The organism is Streptomyces sp. NPDC048258 (assembly GCF_043201995.1).
In the GTDB taxonomy this organism is placed as follows: domain Bacteria; phylum Actinomycetota; class Actinomycetes; order Streptomycetales; family Streptomycetaceae; genus Streptomyces.
Window position 1 is genome coordinate 483752 of record NZ_JBICZH010000002.1, and the last position, 16905, is coordinate 500656.

A 16905-nucleotide genomic window follows, 5' to 3' on the forward strand; every position below is an offset into this window, starting at 1 on the left:
ACATCCCGTCCATGCGGGCGGGGCGGATGGGTGTCCTGGGGGCCAGGACACCGGAGACCCGGCCGCTCGCGACCGGCGGCCCCGGAGCGGGGCGGCGCGGCGTGCTGTCCTTCGCCGTCGTGGGCCTGTCCGTCGTGGTGCTCGCCGCCGGGATCGTTTCTGCCCTGACCGACCGTCACGCCCTGTTCCCCGGCGGCGCGGTGGGCTGGGCGCTCGCCCTGCTCACCGGCATCATCGTCGGCCACCTCGTCGCACTCGGCCGCGACCGCTGGTGGGGCGGCACCGGATCGGGCGCCGCGCTCACCCTGGGCGTGCTCATCCTCTACGGGTGGGTGCCCGCCGGCCTCGTCTCGCTGGCGGTCGTCTCGCTGGTCGGGGCCGCACGCCGGCACCGCTGGCGGCAGGGCCTGCTGCACGGCTCCGTGGACATCCTCGGCATCGGCGCGGGGGCTCTCGTACTCGCCGCCTTCGGCGAAGCCCCGTCCGTCGAGACCCCGTGGAACCCCACCACCTGGGGCCTGGACGCGGTGCCCGAGGTCGTCCTCGTCGCCGTCGCCTACCTGCTCGCCACCCGGGTCCTGCTGTGGATCGCGCTGGTCCCGCGCGGCGGCGGCCTGCCCACGGTCGCCCGTACGGCCCTGCTCCGGCAGGCGTTAGTGGCCGTCGCCCTGCTCGGCATCGCCCCGCTGATCTGCGTCGTCGCGGTCTCACAGCCGGTGCTGCTGCCGCTGTTCGCCGTACCGCTGATCGCATTGGACTCCACCCTGTGGATCGCCCGGGCGCGCGCCGAGGAGCAGCTGCGGGATCCGCTGACCGGGCTGCCGAACCGGCAGTGGCTGCTGGAACGCGCCTGGAGCGCCCTGGACGAGGCTGAACGTTTGGGCACCCGGGCAGCTCTTGTGCTGATCGACCTGGACCGCTTCCGGGCGGTCAACGACACCCTGGGCCACCTGGCGGGCGACCGGCTGCTCCTCCAGATCGCCGACCGGCTGCGTCAGGCCCTGCCCGAGGACGCCGAGGCGGCCCGGCTCGGCGGCGACGAGTTCGCCGTCCTGCTCCCTGTCGCCGACTCCACCACCAGCGCCCAGCGGATCGCCCGCCACCTGGTCGCGGAGCTCAGCTCCCCACTGGACCTGGACGGCCTCACCCTCGTCCTGGAGGCCAGCGCCGGCCTCGCCGTCTTCCCCGACCACGCGCTGGACGCGGAGGGGCTGCTGCGGCGCGCGGACGTGGCGATGTACCAGGCGAAGCGCGACCGCACGGGCGTGGAGGTGTACGAGTCCAAGCGGGACAGCAACACTCCCGACCGCCTGGGCCTCCTGGGTGATCTCCGCCGGGCCCTCGACGCCGGTGAAGTGGAACTCCACTACCAGCCGAAGGTCCGCTTCGACGGCCAGGTCGCCGGGCTCGAAGCCCTGGTGCGCTGGGTGCATCCGGAGCGGGGACGGGTGTCCCCGGACGAGTTCATCGCGATCGCCGAGACCTCCGGCCTGATGCCGCACCTGACGGAGTACGTGCTGGAGACGGCCCTCGCCCAGGCGGCGCGGTGGCGCGCCCAGGGCCTGAAGGTCCCGGTGGCCGTCAACGTCTCGCCGCGCGACGTCCACACCCCGGGCTTCGCGGGTGCGGTGGCCGCGAGGCTGGCCCGGCACGGGGTCCCGGCGAGCGGCCTCCAGCTGGAGATAACGGAACACGTGCTTCTGGAGGACCCGCAGCGGGCGGCGGACACCATGGCCGGGCTCACCGGCCACGGCGTGAAGATGTCCCTGGACGACTTCGGCACCGGCTACTCCTCACTCGTCCACCTGCGCCGCCTGCCGGTCAGCGAGCTGAAGATCGACCGCTCGTTCGTGGGCCGGCTGGCGGTCGACGCGCAGGACGCGGAGATCGTCCGCTGCACGGTGGACCTGGCGCACTCGCTCGGCCTGCTGGTCGTCGCGGAGGGCGTCGAGGACGACGAGACCTGGGAGCGGCTGCGGGACCTGGGCTGCGACGCGGTGCAGGGGTGGCTGGTCGCCGCCGCCATGCCGCCGCAGGAGGCCACGGCCTGGCTGCTGGCCCGCGGCGAGCGCGGCTGGCGCCGCCCGGCCGACATCTCGGCGGAACTGGCCGCCGCCGAAGCCGACGCCGTGTGACTCCGTCGGTGAGCGCTGATCCGGCCGCTGCGGCGCCGCTCCCGGGGCTCCGCCCCAGACCCCGCGCCTCAAACGCCGGCGAGGCTGGATTCGGCTGCTGCCGCCCGCCAGCCCCGCCGGCGTTTGAGGCGCGGGGTGCGGGGCGGAGCCCCGGATCTTTGAGGGGCGCGGGCCCACTCGGCCGCACCACGATCAAGCCCCGCCGGCGCTTGAGGCGCGGGGTCGGGCGGAGCCCGGAGGCGCCGCGCAGCGGGCCCGGGCGGGGCCCCGTACAGCGGCTCCCGGACGGGCGGCGGCAAACCGTTTCGTGGTGAGCGGGCCCGGCCCCATAGGATTGGGCCCGAAACCTACACACTCACCACCCCCAGAGGATCGCTGCATGCCTGGCATCACGCGCGAGGAGGTCGCCCACCTCGCTCGGCTGGCACGTCTGGAACTCAAGGCCGAAGAGCTCGACCACTTCGCCGGACAGCTCGACGACATCATCGGCGCGGTCGCCCGCGTATCCGAGGTCGCCGACCAAGACGTTCCGCCGACCTCCCACCCGCTGCCCCTGACGAACGTCATGCGCGCGGACGAGGTCCGTCCCTCGCTCACCCCCGAGCAGGCGCTCTCCGGCGCTCCCGCCCAGGAGCAGCAGCGATTCAAGGTGCCGCAGATCCTGGGGGAGGACTAACAACCATGACCGACATCATCAAGCTCACGGCCGCACAGACCGCCGAGAAGATCGCCTCCGGCGAGCTCACGGCCGTCGAGGTCACCGAGGCCCACCTGGCCCGCATCGACGCGACCGACGAGAAGGTCCACGCCTTCCTGCACGTCGACCGCGAAGGCGCCCTCGCCCAGGCGGCAGCCGTCGATGCCAAGCGCGAGCGCGGCGAGAAGCTCGGCCCGCTGGCCGGCGTGCCCCTCGCCCTCAAGGACATCTTCACGACCGTCGGGGTCCCGACCACCGTCGGTTCGAAGATCCTCGAAGGCTGGATCCCGCCGTACGACGCCACCCTGACGCGCAAGCTCAAGGAAGCCGACGTCGTCATCCTCGGCAAGACCAACATGGACGAGTTCGCCATGGGGTCCTCCACCGAGAACAGCGCCTACGGCCCCACCGGCAACCCCTGGGACCTCACCCGGATCCCCGGCGGCTCCGGCGGCGGCTCCGCGGCCGCGCTGGCGGCCTTCCAGGCCCCGCTCGCCATCGGCACGGACACCGGCGGTTCCATCCGCCAGCCCGCCGCCGTCACCGGCACGGTCGGCGTGAAGCCCACGTACGGCGGTGTCTCCCGCTACGGCATGGTGGCCTTCTCCTCCTCCCTCGACCAGGGCGGTCCCTGCGCCCGTACGGTCCTGGACGCGGCCCTCCTCCACGAGGTCATCGCCGGGCACGACCCGCTCGACTCCACCTCCATCGACGCCCCGGTCCCGCCGGTCGTCGAGGCCGCCCGCAACGGCTCGGTCGCCGGTATGCGCGTCGGCGTGGTCAAGCAGTTCGCCGGCGAGGGCTACCAGGCAGGCGTCGTCCAGCGCTTCAACGAGTCGGTGGAGCTCCTCAAGGAGCTCGGCGCCGAGATCGTCGAGCTGGACTGCCCGTCCTTCGACCTCGCGATGGCCGCGTACTACCTGATCGCGCCGTCCGAGTGCTCCTCGAACCTGGCCCGCTTCGACGCCATGCGCTACGGCCTGCGCGTCGGCGACGACGGCACCAAGTCCGCCGAGGACGTCACCGCCCTGACCCGCGAAGCGGGCTTCGGCGACGAGGTCAAGCGTCGCATCATCCTCGGCACGTACGCGCTCAGCTCCGGCTACTACGACGCGTACTACGGCTCCGCCCAGAAGGTCCGCACGCTCATCACCAAGGACTTCGAGAAGTCCTTCGAGCAGGTCGACGTGATCGTCTCCCCGACGACCCCGACCACCGCCTTCCCGATCGGTGAGCGCACCGACGACCCGCTGGCGATGTACCTCGCGGACCTGTGCACCATCCCGACCAACCTGGCCGGCAACTCCGCCATGTCGCTGCCCTGCGGCCTGGCGCCGGAGGACGGCCTCCCGGTCGGGCTGCAGATCATCGCCCCGGCGATGAAGGACGACCGGCTGTACAAGGTCGGCGCGGCCGTCGAGGCCGCCTTCGTCGCGCGCTGGGGTCACCCGCTGCTTGAGGAGGCACCGTCGCTGTGAGCACCAGTGCACTGTCCAAGGCCAAGGGCTTCAAGAAGTCCAAGACCGGCACCTACCTGTCGATCGGCACCACCGCCTTCGGCGCCCTCAGCGTGATCAAGCAGGCCAAGAAGGCCCGCAGCGAGAACGACACGCTGAAGCTGGTCGATGCCGTCGTGTCCGCCGCCGCCATCGTCACCGGCCTCGCGATCCTGTACCGCGAGCTGAAGCGCCTGGGCGACGACGACGTCCTGCTGGGCTGAGAGGGAAGTTTCACCGTGACCACCTTCACCGAACTGATGTCGTACGAGGACGCTCTCGCCTCGTACGACCCCGTCATGGGCCTTGAGGTCCATGTCGAGCTCGGCACCAAGACCAAGATGTTCTGCGGCTGTTCCACCGAGCTGGGCGCCGAGCCCAACTCGCAGACCTGCCCGACCTGCCTCGGTCTGCCCGGCTCCCTGCCGGTCGTCAACGCGATCGGCGTCGAGTCCGCCATCAAGATCGGTCTCGCGCTGAACTGCGAGATCGCCGAGTGGTGCCGCTTCGCCCGGAAGAACTACTTCTATCCGGACATGCCGAAGAACTTCCAGACCTCCCAGTACGACGAGCCCATCGCCTTCAACGGCTTCCTGGACGTCCAGCTGGAGGACGGCGAGATCTTCCGCGTGGAGATCGAGCGCGCCCACATGGAGGAGGACACCGGCAAGTCGCTGCACGTCGGCGGCGCCACCGGCCGTATCCACGGCGCGTCCCACTCCCTGCTGGACTACAACCGCGCCGGCATCCCGCTCATCGAGATCGTCACCAAGCCGATCGAGGGCGCGGGCGAGCGCGCTCCCGAGGTCGCCAAGGCGTACGTCGCCGAGCTGCGCGAGGTCATCAAGGCGCTCGGCGTCTCCGAGGCCCGCATGGACAAGGGCCAGATGCGCTGCGACGTGAACCTGTCGCTGCGTCCGACGCCCGAGTCCGAGTTCGGCACCCGCAGCGAGACCAAGAACGTCAACTCGCTGCGCTCCGTCGAGCGCGCGGCACGCTTCGAGATCCAGCGCCACGCGGCGGTGCTCTCGTCGGGCGGGACGATCGTGCAGGAGACCCGGCACTTCCACGAGGAGGACGGCTCCACCACGGCCGGCCGCATCAAGGACAACGCCGAGGACTACCGGTACTTCCCGGAGCCGGACCTGGTGCCCGTGGCCCCGGCCCGCGACTGGGTCGAGGAGCTGCGCGGGGGCCTGCCCGAGATGCCGCGCGTGCGCCGCAACCGGCTCCGCGAGGAGTGGGGCGTCACCGAGCACGACATGCAGTCGATCCTCAACGCGGGCGCGGTGGACTCCATCGTCGCCACGACCGAGGCGGGTGCCGACTCGGCCGCCGCACGCAAGTGGTGGATGGGCGAGCTGGCCCGCAACGCCAACGAGCAGGGCGTCGTCGTCGACGAGCTGCCGATCACCCCGGCCCAGGTGGCCCGGGTCGCGGCCCTGGTCGCGGACGGTTCCCTCAACGACAAGCTGGCCCGCCAGGTCATCGAGGGCGTCCTCGCCGGCGAGGGCACCCCGGACGAGGTCGTCGAGAAGCGCGGCCTGAAGGTCGTCTCGGACGAGGGCGCGCTCGGCGCGGCCGTGGACGAGGCCATCGCGGGCAACGCGGCCATCGCGGACAAGATCCGCGGCGGCAAGGTCGCGGCCGTCGGCGCCCTGGTCGGCGCGGTCATGAAGACCACCCGCGGCCAGGCCGACGCGGCGCGCGTCAAGGAGCTCATCCTGGAGAAGCTGGGCGTCTCCGAGTAACGCGTACGACGGCGGCCCCGCACCGGAAGTCCGGTGCGGGGCCGCCGTGCGTTCCCGTCAGCGGGTGAGCTGCGGGGCGGCGATGACCACCGTGCCGTTGTCGCAGCCCATGTCCACCTTGACGCGCAGCCGCAGGGCGCCGGTCACGTCCACCGATTGGGTGGCCGGCTTGCCGAGTTCGACGAGTTCGGAGAAGGCCGCGGGCTTGCCGTCCACCGAGATGCTGACCCGCCCCTTCTCGTGCGTGGAGCCGTCGTCGATGCCGGCGGTGAACTCCAGGTGCTTCCACTCGCGGTTGAGATCGAACTCGGTGATCGCCTCGTCGTTGCAGTCGGGCTGCGCGATGAAGGCGGCCCCGTACTGCTTGGTGTTGATCTTCGCCGAACCGATCTTGAAGTTGCCCAGCCCCGACACCGGCGTCATCACGGTCAGGTCGGCGGCCTTGATGTCCGGCGCGATGCCCGCGGGCCTGGAACCGCCGGCCGTGGGCTCCGCCGTCGTGTCCGCGCTCTCGCTGTCCGACGGCGTGGGCGTCGGGCTCGGGGACTCCGGTCCGGGGCTGTCGGAGGCGGAAGCAGCGGGCTTGTCGCTCGCGGTCCGGTCCGTTGCCTTGTCCTCCTTGTCCTGCAGCAGCCGTACGCCGACCACCGCGAGCGCGGCGATGACCACGACGGCGGCGACACTGCCCAGCACCAGCCCGGTCCGGCGCTTCTTCCGGGGCTCCGGAGGCGGGGTCGCCTGCAAGGGGTACGTCGGCGCGTACGCGGCGGGCACGGGCTGCGGTACGGGTTGGGGCACGGGCACGGGCACGGGCTGGGGCTCCGGCTCCGGTTCCGGCTGCGGGGGAGGGCCGAAGGCCGGCGTGTGGACCGGTGGCGGCGGGGTCGCGGGCGGGGGCGGGGTCACCGGCTTCGCCGGGACCGGGGCCGGGGCCGCCGGGGCCGAGGTCGGGGCCGCCGGGGCCGAGGTCGGGGCCGCGTCCTCCACCACCCGCTGCGAGGTGGAGGTGGTCGTGGACACCACCGCGTGGCGGACGTCCTTCATCCAGCCGGCCAGGCTCACCGGCCGGTTCCCCGGATCTGCCGAGTAGATCGAGGCGATCCGCGCCCGCTGTTCGGCGTCCAGCACGGCGATCTGCGGCAGCGCCGTCAGGGCCTGGGACAGCTGCTCCGGAGTGGCGGGCGGCGACTGCCCGCTCAGCAGGAAGTACGCGATGGCACCGAACGCGTACCGGTCCGTACCCGGCGTCCGCTTCCCGTCGAAGACCTCGGGCGCCGCGTAGCCCGGCGTGAACCAGACCTCCGCCGTCTGGTGGTCGGCGGTCAGCTTGCTGAGGCCGAAGTCCACCAGCGTGGCCTGCCCGTGCGCGTCGACCATCACATTGCCGGGGGAGAGATCACCGTGGATCACCTGGCGCCCGGACGGGGTGGCCTTCCCCGAGTGCAGCCAGTCCAGTACGTCGGCCAGCTGCTCCAGCGTGCGCATCACCTCGCGCCGCTCGGCGGCGGTGGCGAGCGTCCGCTCCGCCCGCCAGTCCCGCAGGTCGAGCCCGTCGACGTGGTTCATGACGAGGACGAGCGCCCGCCCGGTCAGGGTCGAGGACTCGCCGGGCCGGTGGATCGGCGGTCCCTCGAAGTGCTCGCGTACGCCCACCACGCCGGGCCGGTGGACGAAGCGCAGCAGCTCGGCCTGCTCGTTCCACTTCTGGCTGATCCGGTCGAAGATCTCGGGCGTGATGGTCGTCTTGGAGTCGAGCACCTTGACGACCACCGGCTCGGATCCGCCGGCGAGCTCTATCTCCGCGAGATAGAGCACGGCCTCCCCGCCGCGCCCGATCGACCGGAGCAACCGGTAGCGGTCCGCCGCCGCGTCCGGCCCGATGTGCAGATTCTGGCTGGTCAATTTCCCCCCAGCGCCAATGATTTGAGTGGGGATCAGCTTCGAGCCGCCGGACACGCGGGGTCAATGGGAATGGTCATCCCTTTAGGGTGACGATCGGACCCGCGGCCACCGTCACCGGGTTTCCGGCAGTGGCGCCGGTGCGTCGAGGAAGGCCAGGCGGGCCGCCTTGGCCGGGAGGTAGACCTCGGGCAGGTCGATCTCCGGGAGTTCGATCTCCGGGCCGAGTACGAAGCCGGTGCGCTCCAGGAGGGCGATGGCCTTGGCGTTGCTGGCGTCCGGCTCGGCGACGGCGCGCCGGGCACCGCCGTCGGAGAACAGGTAGGAGACGAAGGCGCTCAACAGGCCTGCGGTGAAGCCGCGCTGGGCCTCGCCCTTGGTCGGGCCGATCAGCAGGTGCACGCCGACGTCCCCGGGCTGGACCTCGTAGCACTCGCTGACCCGGTCCTCGGCGCAGTCGTACGTCTGGAACAGCGCGACCTGCTCGCCCTCCCGCGCGATCATGAACGCGTGGTGGGTGGTGCGGCGGTCGACGTCCTCGTAGATCTCCTGGACCAGCTCGCGGCTGGCCTCGCCCATGCCCCAGAAGCGGGCGCGCTCCTGGGTGACCCAGCTGTGGATGAGGGCGGAGTCGGCGGCCGGGTCGACCGGCGTGATGGTGACCGTGCCGAAGCCCTCGACGAGGTGGGTGTACACGGGCTGCCGGGTGGACGCGGGGGCCGAAGCGGGGGTGGAGGCAGGGGTGGTGGCGGTCATGCGGATTCCTTGGTGAGCCGGGCCCAGTCGGTGACGACCGGGACGAGTTCGCATCGCGCCCACAGCGGGAGCTGGTCGCGGTGGTGGGGTGAGCCGGTGACGCCGTCCGCGCCGAGCGGCACCGCCCAGAGGCTGTCCTCGCGGCGGGCGAGGTCCCAGACGTAACGGGCCGCCGAGGCGCGGGCGGTGAGGTCGGTGAAGCCGGGGACGGAGGAGGTGGCGTTCACGCAGTCGTGGTCGCCGCCGAGGCCGGGCCACTGTGCCTCCGGGTCCGGCAGCGCCGACCAGGGGGCGAGGCGGTGGACCTCCGCCCAGGGGGTGTCGGGCGCGCCGTTCGCCGCCGTCTCCTCCAGGGCGGCGCGGACGTGCGCGGCGCGGTCGAGGTCCGGGAGGAGGGAGGTGGTGAGCAGGCCTTCGAGGGCGTAGCCGACCCGGGGGACCAGGTACAGCCAGGGGTGGAACACCTCAGGGCCGGTGGGGGCGCCCGCCAGGTCCGCGAAGACGGGATCGGCGGCGAGGCGGCGTACGGTCGCGGTCCGCAGGGCCGAGAAGACGGTGGCGTCGGTGCTGTCGGCCGCCATGTGCCGGTCCCAGGCCAGCAGCCGGGCGCGCAGGGCCTGCGCCGCGCGGGACAGTCCGTCGAGCGCGGGCAGCAGGGCGAGCAGCGGCTCGGCGGAGGCCAGGTGCGTGTCCGCGTGGATGTCGGCCATCGCCTTCGGGGACCAGTCCGTGGAGCCGCTGAGCAGCTCGCGGATGCGGTCGGCGCGGTGCGGGGGCGCGAACTCCACGCCGAGCGGGGAGGCGATCCCGCGGGCGTTCGCCATGACGGCGAAGCCCTGCACGGGCTCGGCGGGGGTCGGGGCCCAGTCCTGCCAGGCGTACCGCTGGTCCCACGCGGGTACGGGGCGCAGCCGGTTGGCGGGGTGGCGCAGCGGCACGGCGCCCGCGACGCGGTGCAGCAGGCCGCCCGCGGAGTCGGCGGCGTGGACGACGTTGACGGGCTCGGCCCAGCCGTCGAGGGCGCGGTCGATGTCGGCGACGGTGCGGGCGCGCAGCAGGGCGGGGAGCGCGGCGAAGCCGAGGTCGCGGCGGACGCGGGGCGGGTAGCGCAGGGAGAGGGTGTCCTCGCCTTCGCGGACGACGACCGGACCGCGGGCCGTCTCCAGGACCTCGACCTCGACGTCCTCGCCGCCGGCCACGGCGATGGTCTCGATGTGGCGGGCGACGGCCTCCCAGACGCCGTCCGGGCCCAGCGCCTCCAGGGCGGGGCCCTCCCCGCGCAGCTGCTCGGCGTACAGGTCCTGGTAGTCGGCCATCGCGTTGGTGATGGCCCAGGCGGCGGTGCCGGTGTGCCCGAAGTGGGCGAGGCCCGGGACACCGGGGACGGCCAGACCGAGGACGTCGTACTCCGGGCAGGAGATACGTATCTGCTGGTAGACGCCCGGGTCCTCGATGAACCGGTGCGGGTCGCCCGCGATGATCGCGGCGCCGGTGGCGGTGCGGTCGCCCGGCACCAGCCAGCCGTTGCTGCCGGCGGTGCCGGGGCCGTCGGTGGCGAAGAGGGTGACCGCGTCCTCGCCCAGGGCGCGGGCCACGCGCTCGCGCCACAGCTTGGTGGCGAAACCGGCGAACAGGACGTGGGTGGCGGTCCAGACGGCGAGCGGCACCCACGGCTCCCAGGGGGTGGGGGCGAGGCCGGTGCGGGCGAAGCGCTCGTCGCGGGCGGCGCCGGCGGTCAGCCCGTCGTTGACGCCGTCGACGTACGCGCCGACCCAGGCGGCGGTCTGCGCGTCGAGGGCCTCGTGGCAGCGCCGGGCGGTGTCCTCGATCCGGCACTGGCGGGCGAACCGGTCCCAGGCCACGGAGTCCGCGCCGAGGAAGGAGGCGCTGGAGCCCTGGGCGCGGTGGCGTTCGACCTCCAGCTGCCAGGCGCGGTCGAAGGCGGTGACGCGTCCCTGGGCGTAGGCGAGGGCGAGGTCGTCGGCGGCGCGGAGGTGGGGGATGCCCCAGGGATCGCGGTAGACCTCGTGTTCCCCGAACTCCCCGTACCGCTCGCCCGCGCCGATGCTCTCGCCGCTCACACTGCTCACGCTGCTCACACTCTTCCCCCACGGTGCATTAGGTTAGGCTGGCCTAACTATAGAGGTGCCGGGGAAGAGCTCGGTCCCCGAGTCGCTCCGAGCCGGGGGCAGGGGGCAGGGGGCCGGACGGGCCGGACGGGCCGGGCCAGGGGCGGGCTCAGGCGCCGGTGGCGCCGTCGATCGCCTCGCGGAGGAGGTCGGCATGGCCGTTGTGGCGCGCGTACTCGTGGATGAGGTGGAGCATGAGCAGGCGCAGCGAGGCCTCCTCCTTCCAGCTCGGCACGTACGCCGTCACGTCCAGGGACTCGGCGGCGGCCTCGATGCGGCGGGCGTGGGCCACCTCGGCCTCCCAGGCGGCGAACGCCTCGGCACGGCCCGCCCCGGAGGCGTCGTAGGCGGCCTGGAAGTCGTGGGTGTCCGACCACAGGTGGGGGAGCTCCTCGCCGCTCAGGACGCGGCGGAACCAGTGCCGCTCCACCTCGGCCATGTGCCGGACCAGCCCCAGCAGGGACAGGGTGGATGGCGGCATCGAGGTGCGGCGCAGCTGCTCGTCGTCGAGGCCCTCGCATTTCCGTGTGAGGGTGGCCCGGTGGTAGTCGAGGTAGGCCCGGAGGGTCTCGCGCTCGCTGCCGGTGAGGGGCGGGTCGATGCGTTCCATGCCGGTGATCATGCCCGCTGCTCCCGCGGGCCGGAAGCCCGGCGACGAGGCCGCGGTGATCGGCGGCGCGGGCCTCACCCGCGCGTCCACATGTACGGCACCGTCACGCCCAGCACGCCGAAGCCCAGCCGCTCCAGGATCGGGCGGCTGTCGGAGGAGGCGTCCACCTGGAGGTACGGGATCCCGCGCGCGGCCGCCACACGGGCCCGGTGGGCGACCAGCAGCCGGTAGATGCCGCGGCCGCGCCACCGCGGGTCCGTACCGCCGCCCCACAGACCGGCGAACGAGGCACCCGGCGGCATCTCCATCCGGGCTGCGCTCACCGCGGTGTCGCCCGCCATCGCCAGGACGGCCTCGATGCGGTCCGGCTCGTCCCGGAGCAGGCTCAGCATCTGCTCCCGGATCTGCGGCCGCTCGGTTCCGAAGGCCCGCGTGTGGACGTCCATCATCAGGTCCACGCCCGCCTCGTCCGTCACCACCCGCAGGGTGATGCCCTCCGGCGGCTCCGCCGGGAGCGCGGCGAGATCTTCCGTGCGCCCGACCATCAGCGTCTCGGCCGGCTCCGGCACGAAGCCCGCCGCCCGCAGCCGGTCCCCGAGGTCCGCCGGCCGGTCGTAGTCGTAGAGCTTCCACTCGAACTCGGGCGTCCCCAGCGCCGAGAAGTGCGCGACCTGCGCCGCGATCTCCGCGTCCGCCGTCTCCTCGTCGAGGTCCGACCAGAGCACGCCGTTCCAGCCGGCCCCGGGCACGGTCTGCCGGACCACCGCACCGACCCGCTCCACGCGGGCCGACGCCGCGTCCGGCTGCGCGCCGCGGCGCATCTGGGCGTCGTACTCGGCCCGTACCCGGCGGAGTTCGTCAAGATCCGTCTGCATCGTCATCCGACCAGCTCATCAGTGGCCGACCGGTCCGACAACTGCATTAACCTCACCCCGTGAACGACGACTCCACCATCTACACCGGCAAGGCCACCCCCGATGCCGCGGCCGACCGCGGCTGGCTCCTCGGCCACTTCAAGGACCCCGCCGACCCCCGCCACAGTGAGGACGTGGAGATCAAATGGGGTGTCCACCCGAAGGGCGACGAGCGGGAGCGCTGGGCGACCGCGGAGAAGCGGACCGCGCTGCTGGTGCTGATCAGCGGCCGTTTCCGGCTGGAGTTCCCGGGGCGGACCGTCGTCCTCGCGGAGCAGGGCGACTACGTGCTCTGGGGGCGCGGCGTCGACCACTCCTGGTATGCCGAGGAGGACGCGGTGGTCCTCACCGTCCGCTGGCCCTCGATCCCCGGCTACCGGGTCGACGAACCGGATGACCGGCACCGCCCCGAGCCGTCCGGCCACCTCTCGGGGTGACCGGCGTTCCGCACCTCCCGGTCCCCTGTGATGATGCACACGAAAGGGGCCAACGATCACGAAACGCTGAGATCGTCGAGGTGTAGACCATCTTGGCCGGACCCCTGGGGTGACCCCCCGGGCAGTCGGCCGGGCCTTCACGAGTTCAAGCGATCCTTGCGACGGGCTGTCTCCCGGTAAAGATCCGAACCACCAGGGAGCACGTCCGTTGGCAGCACTCGCACGCTGGTGCATGCGGCACCGACTCCTCGCCGTCATGATCTGGCTGCTGGCCCTCGGGGGCACTGCCGCGGCCGCGGGGACCGCCGGGACGGCGTTCTCCAACGACTACGAGGTCCCCGGCACCGAATCCGGCCACGCGGGCGACCTCCTGCGGGAGGGCTTCCACGGCCAGGGCGGAGACACCGACACCATCGTGTGGCGGGCCCCGGAGCATCAGAGCGCCCGCACCCCGGACGTCCAGCAGCGCATGACCCGGGCCCTCGACGCCGTGGCCGCGCTGCCCGGCGTCGGATCGGTCGCCGGCCCCTACGGCCCCGGCGCCGAGAGCGCCGCCCGGATCAGCCCCGACGGGCGCACCGCCTACGCCGTGGTGACCTTCGACCGGCCGGCCGATGCCGTACCCAAGGCCCAGGCCGAGGCGGTCGTCGACGCGGCGAAGAACCCGGCCACCGAGACCGACGGCCTCCAGGTCGAACTCGGCGGGCGCGCCATCCAGCTCACCGAGGCGCCCACCGCGCACCTCGCCGAGGTCATCGGCGTCGCCGTCGCGGCCCTGGTCCTCTTCCTGGCCTTCGGCTCGCTCGCCGCGAGCCTGCTGCCCATCGCGACCGCTCTGGTCAGCGTCGGCACGGCCTATTTCGGCATCACCCTGCTCGGCCACGCGATGCCGGTCGCCGACTTCGCCCCGATGCTCGGCACCCTCGTCGGTCTCGGCGTCGGCATCGACTACGCGCTGTTCATCGTCACCCGGCACCGCAAGGGCCTCGCGCGCGGACTCCCCGTCGAGGAGGCGGCCGAGAACGCCGTCGCCACCACCGGCCGGGCCGTCGTCTTCGCCGGAGCCACCGTCTGCATCGCACTGCTCGGCATGCTGGTGCTGCGGCTCAACTTCCTGGGCGGCGTCGCGATAGCCGCCTCCGTGACGGTGGTCCTGACGGTCGCCGCCTCGGTCACGCTGCTGCCCGCCCTCCTCTCGTACATCGGCACGCGCGCCCTCTCGCGTCGCGAGCGCCGCAGACTCGCCGTCGACGGTCCGCGGCCCGAGCACACCACGGGCTTCGCCGCCCGCTGGTCCGCCTTCGTGGAGCGGCACCCGAAGCTGCTGGGCGGCGTCGCCACCGCGGTCATGCTGGTGCTGGCAATGCCCACGCTCTTCCTCCACCTCGGCACCTCCGACCAGGGCAACAACCCGGCCGGCTCCACCACCCGGCAGGCCTACGACCTGCTGGCCGAGGGCTTCGGGCCCGGCACGAACGGCCCGCTCGCGGTGGTCGCCCGCCTGGACGGCGCCGGCGACCGGCTCGCCGTCGACCGCCTGGCCGAGGCGCTCCGTACGACGAAGGGCGTCGCCTCCACCGGCCCGGCCGTCCTCAACCGCAGTGGGGACACCGCCGTCCTCACCGTCGTACCGGACTCCGCCCCCCAGTCCCGGGCCACGAGCGACCTCGTCGACAGGCTCCGCGAGGACGTCATCCCGCGCGCCGGGCACGGCAACTCCATGGAGGTCCACGTCGGCGGCGTGACGGCCGGCTACGACGACTTCGCCGACGTCATCATCGGGAAACTGCCGCTCTTCGTCGGAGTGGTCATCACCCTCGGCTGCGTGCTCCTCCTGCTGGCCTTCCGGTCCATCGGCATCCCCGTCAAGGCGGCGGTCATGAACGTCGCCGCCGTCGCCTCCTCCTTCGGCGTCGTCGTGGCGGTCTTCCAATGGGGCTGGGGCAGCGAGCTGCTGGGCCTGGGCAGCGCCGGGCCGATCGAACCCTTCCTGCCCGTGATCATGGTGTCCGTCCTGTTCGGACTGTCGATGGACTACCAGGTGTTCCTCGTCAGCCGGATGTACGAGGAATGGCTGGAGACCGGCGACAACAGGCGGGCCGTCCGCGTGGGCCTCGCCGAGACCAGCCGGGTCATCAACTCGGCCGCCGTCATCATGATCTCCGTCTTCCTGGCCTTCGTCCTCAGCGGCGACCGGATCATCGCGATGTTCGGCATCGCGCTCGCCGCGGCCGTGGCCCTCGACGCCTTCGTGCTGCGCACCCTCCTCGTCCCGGCCCTGATGCACATGCTCGGCGGGGCGAACTGGTGGCTGCCCGGCTGGCTCGACCGGCGGCTGCCCCGGATCAGCATCGAGCCCCCGGAAAGCCGCCCGCATGCGAAACTTCCGGCACGGCGGCCGAGCGAACACAGCGCGGAGCCGGCTGACTCCGTACCCGTGTCCCGCTGACCAGCTGTAAGGACTCAACGCATGTTCGCGATAGACCTGGCCGAAGACGCCCAGCTCAAGCCGCTGGAGGTGTGGCACGCCGAGGAATTCCTCGCCCACATGGACCGCGGCCGCGAGTTCATCGGCCAGTACGTCGGCTTCCCCGACCGCGCCACCGACCTGGACTCGGCGCGCGAGCTGCTCCGTTCGAACGCCGAGAAGGCCGCGAACGACGGCACCCGCTTCTTCGGCATCTGGGTCGAGGGCACGCTCGTCGGCGGAGTCCTCTACCCGGCCTTCGACGCCGCGGGCGGCAACTGCGAGGTCGGCTGCTGGCTGGAGCCCGCCGCCGCCGGACGCGGGCTGGTCACGGCCGCCTGCCGGGTGCTCATCGACTGGGCCTTCAACGGGCGCGGCATGCACCGCGTGGAGTGGCACGTCGCCACCGAGAACAAGAAGAGCATCGCGGTCGCCGAGCGCCTCGGCCTGACCCGCGAGGGCGTGATGCGCGAGAACCACCTGCACCGCGGCGTGCGCCAGAGCACCGAGATCTGGGCGGTCCTCGCCCACGAGTGGTCCGCGGCCCGTCCCGCCTGAGCCCTGTCCGGGCCCCGCGGCAGCGGGGCCCGCCGTAATTCTCATGAACCTCTCAGACTCGCCGCTTACGGTGCCCCGCATGGACACCACGAAGACCCCCGCCCCGAACGCCCCCGAGGCGGACACCACCCCGGCCGACCTCAAGAAGGCCGAGATCCCCCAGCCCGCCGAGGCCGAGGCCGACGCCGCACTCACCGACGCGGACCTCGACGACGACACGTTCGCCGAGGACCTGGCCGGCGACGAGCAGCCGAGCCACGTCGGCGCCGCGGCCTCCGCGATCGTCGCCGCCGGTCTCTCCGTCGTCGCGCTCAGCGGCAGCTGGGTCGCCGGCATCGTGTCCGAGCGCAAGAGCATCACCGGCCGCCTCGAGCTGACCCAGGCCGCCGACGCCAACGCGCAGATCGCCGCCCAGTTCATCGGCCCGTGGCACTCCACCGCCCTGGTCAACGGCATCTTCGCCACCCTGGCTCTGATCATCGCCGTCTTCGTGCTGGCCCTCCCCGCCTTCGGCACCCCCGAGCGCACCCTCCCCGCCTGGGTGCGGTCCGTCTCCTGGGCGGCCATCGCGCTGGGCGCCCTCGGCATCCTGCTCTTCGTCCTCATGTACTTCGACCTCCTCCTCACCATCCCGAAGGCAGCCGGCTAGGCACTGCCTTAGGCCTCCTCGGCTCTGCTCAGGAACCTTCGGCCCTGGACTAAGGCCCCCTGCCCCCGGCAGATGCGGCATGCGACCGATGTGCCGGTACCCCCCTGGGACGCGAATCTTGGATCACACCGAACGAGGTGCCCGAGAAACGCAACCAGGGAGTACGAGATGTTCGAGTACGAGATCGCAGCCGCCCGCAACGCCGACCTCATCCGCGAGGCCGACGCGTACCGCCTGGTGCGGGTGGCCGAGAAGGCGCGCCGCGCCAACTCGCGCACCCAGGAACCCGAAGGGGCGGTGAGGGGGCACCGGAGCCGCTTCGCCCGCGCCGCGTAACCCGCGCAGGCCGCGTGAACTGACACGTGATGAGAAGCGCAGCGATAACGAGTGCCGCCGGACAGGACGTC

Annotated in this window: 15 protein-coding genes; 10 read left to right on the forward strand and 5 right to left on the reverse strand. The window is 72.6% G+C overall.

All coding sequences use genetic code 11. The features are described 5' to 3' along the window. Positions 1-11 precede the first annotated feature (11 nt). From ACGFYQ_RS06375 to gatB, 5 genes are all read left to right on the forward strand, one after another. Positions 12-2135 carry a putative bifunctional diguanylate cyclase/phosphodiesterase gene (locus ACGFYQ_RS06375; RefSeq protein ID WP_393740929.1) on the forward strand — a complete coding sequence of 708 codons (2124 nt, stop codon included), beginning with the start codon at positions 12-14 and terminating at the stop codon, positions 2133-2135. 379 nt (positions 2136-2514) lie between these two features. Then, entirely contained in the window at positions 2515-2811 is a 297-nt protein-coding gene (gene gatC / locus ACGFYQ_RS06380) for an Asp-tRNA(Asn)/Glu-tRNA(Gln) amidotransferase subunit GatC (RefSeq protein ID WP_010984178.1), read from the forward strand. Between the two features lie 5 nt (positions 2812-2816). Further along, positions 2817-4310, forward strand: a complete 1494-nt coding sequence (gatA, locus tag ACGFYQ_RS06385) for an Asp-tRNA(Asn)/Glu-tRNA(Gln) amidotransferase subunit GatA (RefSeq protein WP_393740530.1) — start codon at positions 2817-2819, stop codon at positions 4308-4310. Further along, on the forward strand, positions 4307-4552 hold the full coding sequence (locus ACGFYQ_RS06390; protein WP_362393861.1) for a hypothetical protein: 246 nt from the start codon (positions 4307-4309) through the stop codon (positions 4550-4552). The genes gatA and ACGFYQ_RS06390 overlap by 4 nt, the downstream gene beginning before the upstream one ends. Before the next feature lie 36 nt (positions 4553-4588). After that, a complete protein-coding gene (gene gatB, locus ACGFYQ_RS06395; RefSeq protein WP_393740931.1) occupies positions 4589-6079 on the forward strand; it encodes an Asp-tRNA(Asn)/Glu-tRNA(Gln) amidotransferase subunit GatB in 1491 nt (496 codons plus the stop codon). Positions 6080-6136: 57 nt separating this feature from the next. On the opposite strand, the gene ACGFYQ_RS06400 is transcribed toward gatB, so the two are convergent. From ACGFYQ_RS06400 to ACGFYQ_RS06420, 5 genes are all read right to left on the reverse strand, one after another. Further along, positions 6137-7981, reverse strand: coding sequence for a protein kinase (locus ACGFYQ_RS06400; RefSeq protein WP_393740532.1), 1845 nt, complete (start codon positions 7979-7981; stop codon positions 6137-6139). 111 nt (positions 7982-8092) lie between these two features. Beyond that, positions 8093-8734, reverse strand: coding sequence for a GNAT family N-acetyltransferase (locus tag ACGFYQ_RS06405; protein WP_393740534.1), 642 nt, complete (start codon positions 8732-8734; stop codon positions 8093-8095). Then, positions 8731-10815: a penicillin acylase family protein gene (locus ACGFYQ_RS06410; RefSeq protein ID WP_393740933.1), complete on the reverse strand. Its 2085-nt coding sequence runs from the start codon at positions 10813-10815 to the stop codon at positions 8731-8733. Before ACGFYQ_RS06410 ends, ACGFYQ_RS06405 begins: the two co-directional genes overlap by 4 nt. A 157-nt stretch (positions 10816-10972) precedes the next feature. After that, positions 10973-11473 (reverse strand): DinB family protein, encoded by a 501-nt coding sequence (locus ACGFYQ_RS06415; RefSeq protein WP_393740536.1) that lies wholly within the window; start codon positions 11471-11473, stop codon positions 10973-10975. Between the two features lie 74 nt (positions 11474-11547). Next, on the reverse strand, positions 11548-12354 hold the full coding sequence (locus ACGFYQ_RS06420; RefSeq protein ID WP_393740538.1) for a GNAT family N-acetyltransferase: 807 nt from the start codon (positions 12352-12354) through the stop codon (positions 11548-11550). A 53-nt stretch (positions 12355-12407) separates the two neighbouring features. Between ACGFYQ_RS06420 and ACGFYQ_RS06425 the strand changes: the two genes are divergently transcribed. The 5 genes from ACGFYQ_RS06425 (at position 12408) to ACGFYQ_RS06445 (ending at position 16834) form a co-directional block, all read left to right on the forward strand. Beyond that, a complete protein-coding gene (locus ACGFYQ_RS06425) occupies positions 12408-12824 on the forward strand; it encodes a signal peptidase I (protein WP_393740540.1) in 417 nt (138 codons plus the stop codon). A 208-nt stretch (positions 12825-13032) separates the two neighbouring features. After that, a complete protein-coding gene (locus ACGFYQ_RS06430; RefSeq protein ID WP_393740542.1) occupies positions 13033-15273 on the forward strand; it encodes an MMPL family transporter in 2241 nt (746 codons plus the stop codon). Between the two features lie 21 nt (positions 15274-15294). Continuing rightward, positions 15295-15849 (forward strand): GNAT family N-acetyltransferase, encoded by a 555-nt coding sequence (locus ACGFYQ_RS06435; protein WP_393740544.1) that lies wholly within the window; start codon positions 15295-15297, stop codon positions 15847-15849. Positions 15850-15928: 79 nt separating this feature from the next. Continuing rightward, complete coding sequence (locus ACGFYQ_RS06440; RefSeq protein WP_393740546.1) at positions 15929-16498, forward strand: hypothetical protein; 570 nt, start codon at positions 15929-15931, stop codon at positions 16496-16498. A gap of 168 nt (positions 16499-16666) precedes the next feature. Then, positions 16667-16834, forward strand: coding sequence for a hypothetical protein (locus ACGFYQ_RS06445; protein ID WP_393740548.1), 168 nt, complete (start codon positions 16667-16669; stop codon positions 16832-16834). Positions 16835-16905: the final 71 nt, after the last annotated feature.

Coding starts and splice junctions, on each gene's coding strand:
- ACGFYQ_RS06405 (WP_393740534.1), bottom strand. CDS start 8,734: ATGACCGCCACCACCCCTGCCTCCACCCCCGCTTCGGCCCCCGCGTCC.
- ACGFYQ_RS06420 (WP_393740538.1), bottom strand. CDS start 12,354: ATGACGATGCAGACGGATCTTGACGAACTCCGCCGGGTACGGGCCGAG.
- gatC (WP_010984178.1), top strand. CDS start 2,515: ATGCCTGGCATCACGCGCGAGGAGGTCGCCCACCTCGCTCGGCTGGCA.
- gatA (WP_393740530.1), top strand. CDS start 2,817: ATGACCGACATCATCAAGCTCACGGCCGCACAGACCGCCGAGAAGATC.
- ACGFYQ_RS06375 (WP_393740929.1), top strand. CDS start 12: ATGCGGGCGGGGCGGATGGGTGTCCTGGGGGCCAGGACACCGGAGACC.
- gatB (WP_393740931.1), top strand. CDS start 4,589: ATGTCGTACGAGGACGCTCTCGCCTCGTACGACCCCGTCATGGGCCTT.
- ACGFYQ_RS06435 (WP_393740544.1), top strand. CDS start 15,295: ATGTTCGCGATAGACCTGGCCGAAGACGCCCAGCTCAAGCCGCTGGAG.
- ACGFYQ_RS06415 (WP_393740536.1), bottom strand. CDS start 11,473: ATGGAACGCATCGACCCGCCCCTCACCGGCAGCGAGCGCGAGACCCTC.
- ACGFYQ_RS06445 (WP_393740548.1), top strand. CDS start 16,667: ATGTTCGAGTACGAGATCGCAGCCGCCCGCAACGCCGACCTCATCCGC.
- ACGFYQ_RS06440 (WP_393740546.1), top strand. CDS start 15,929: ATGGACACCACGAAGACCCCCGCCCCGAACGCCCCCGAGGCGGACACC.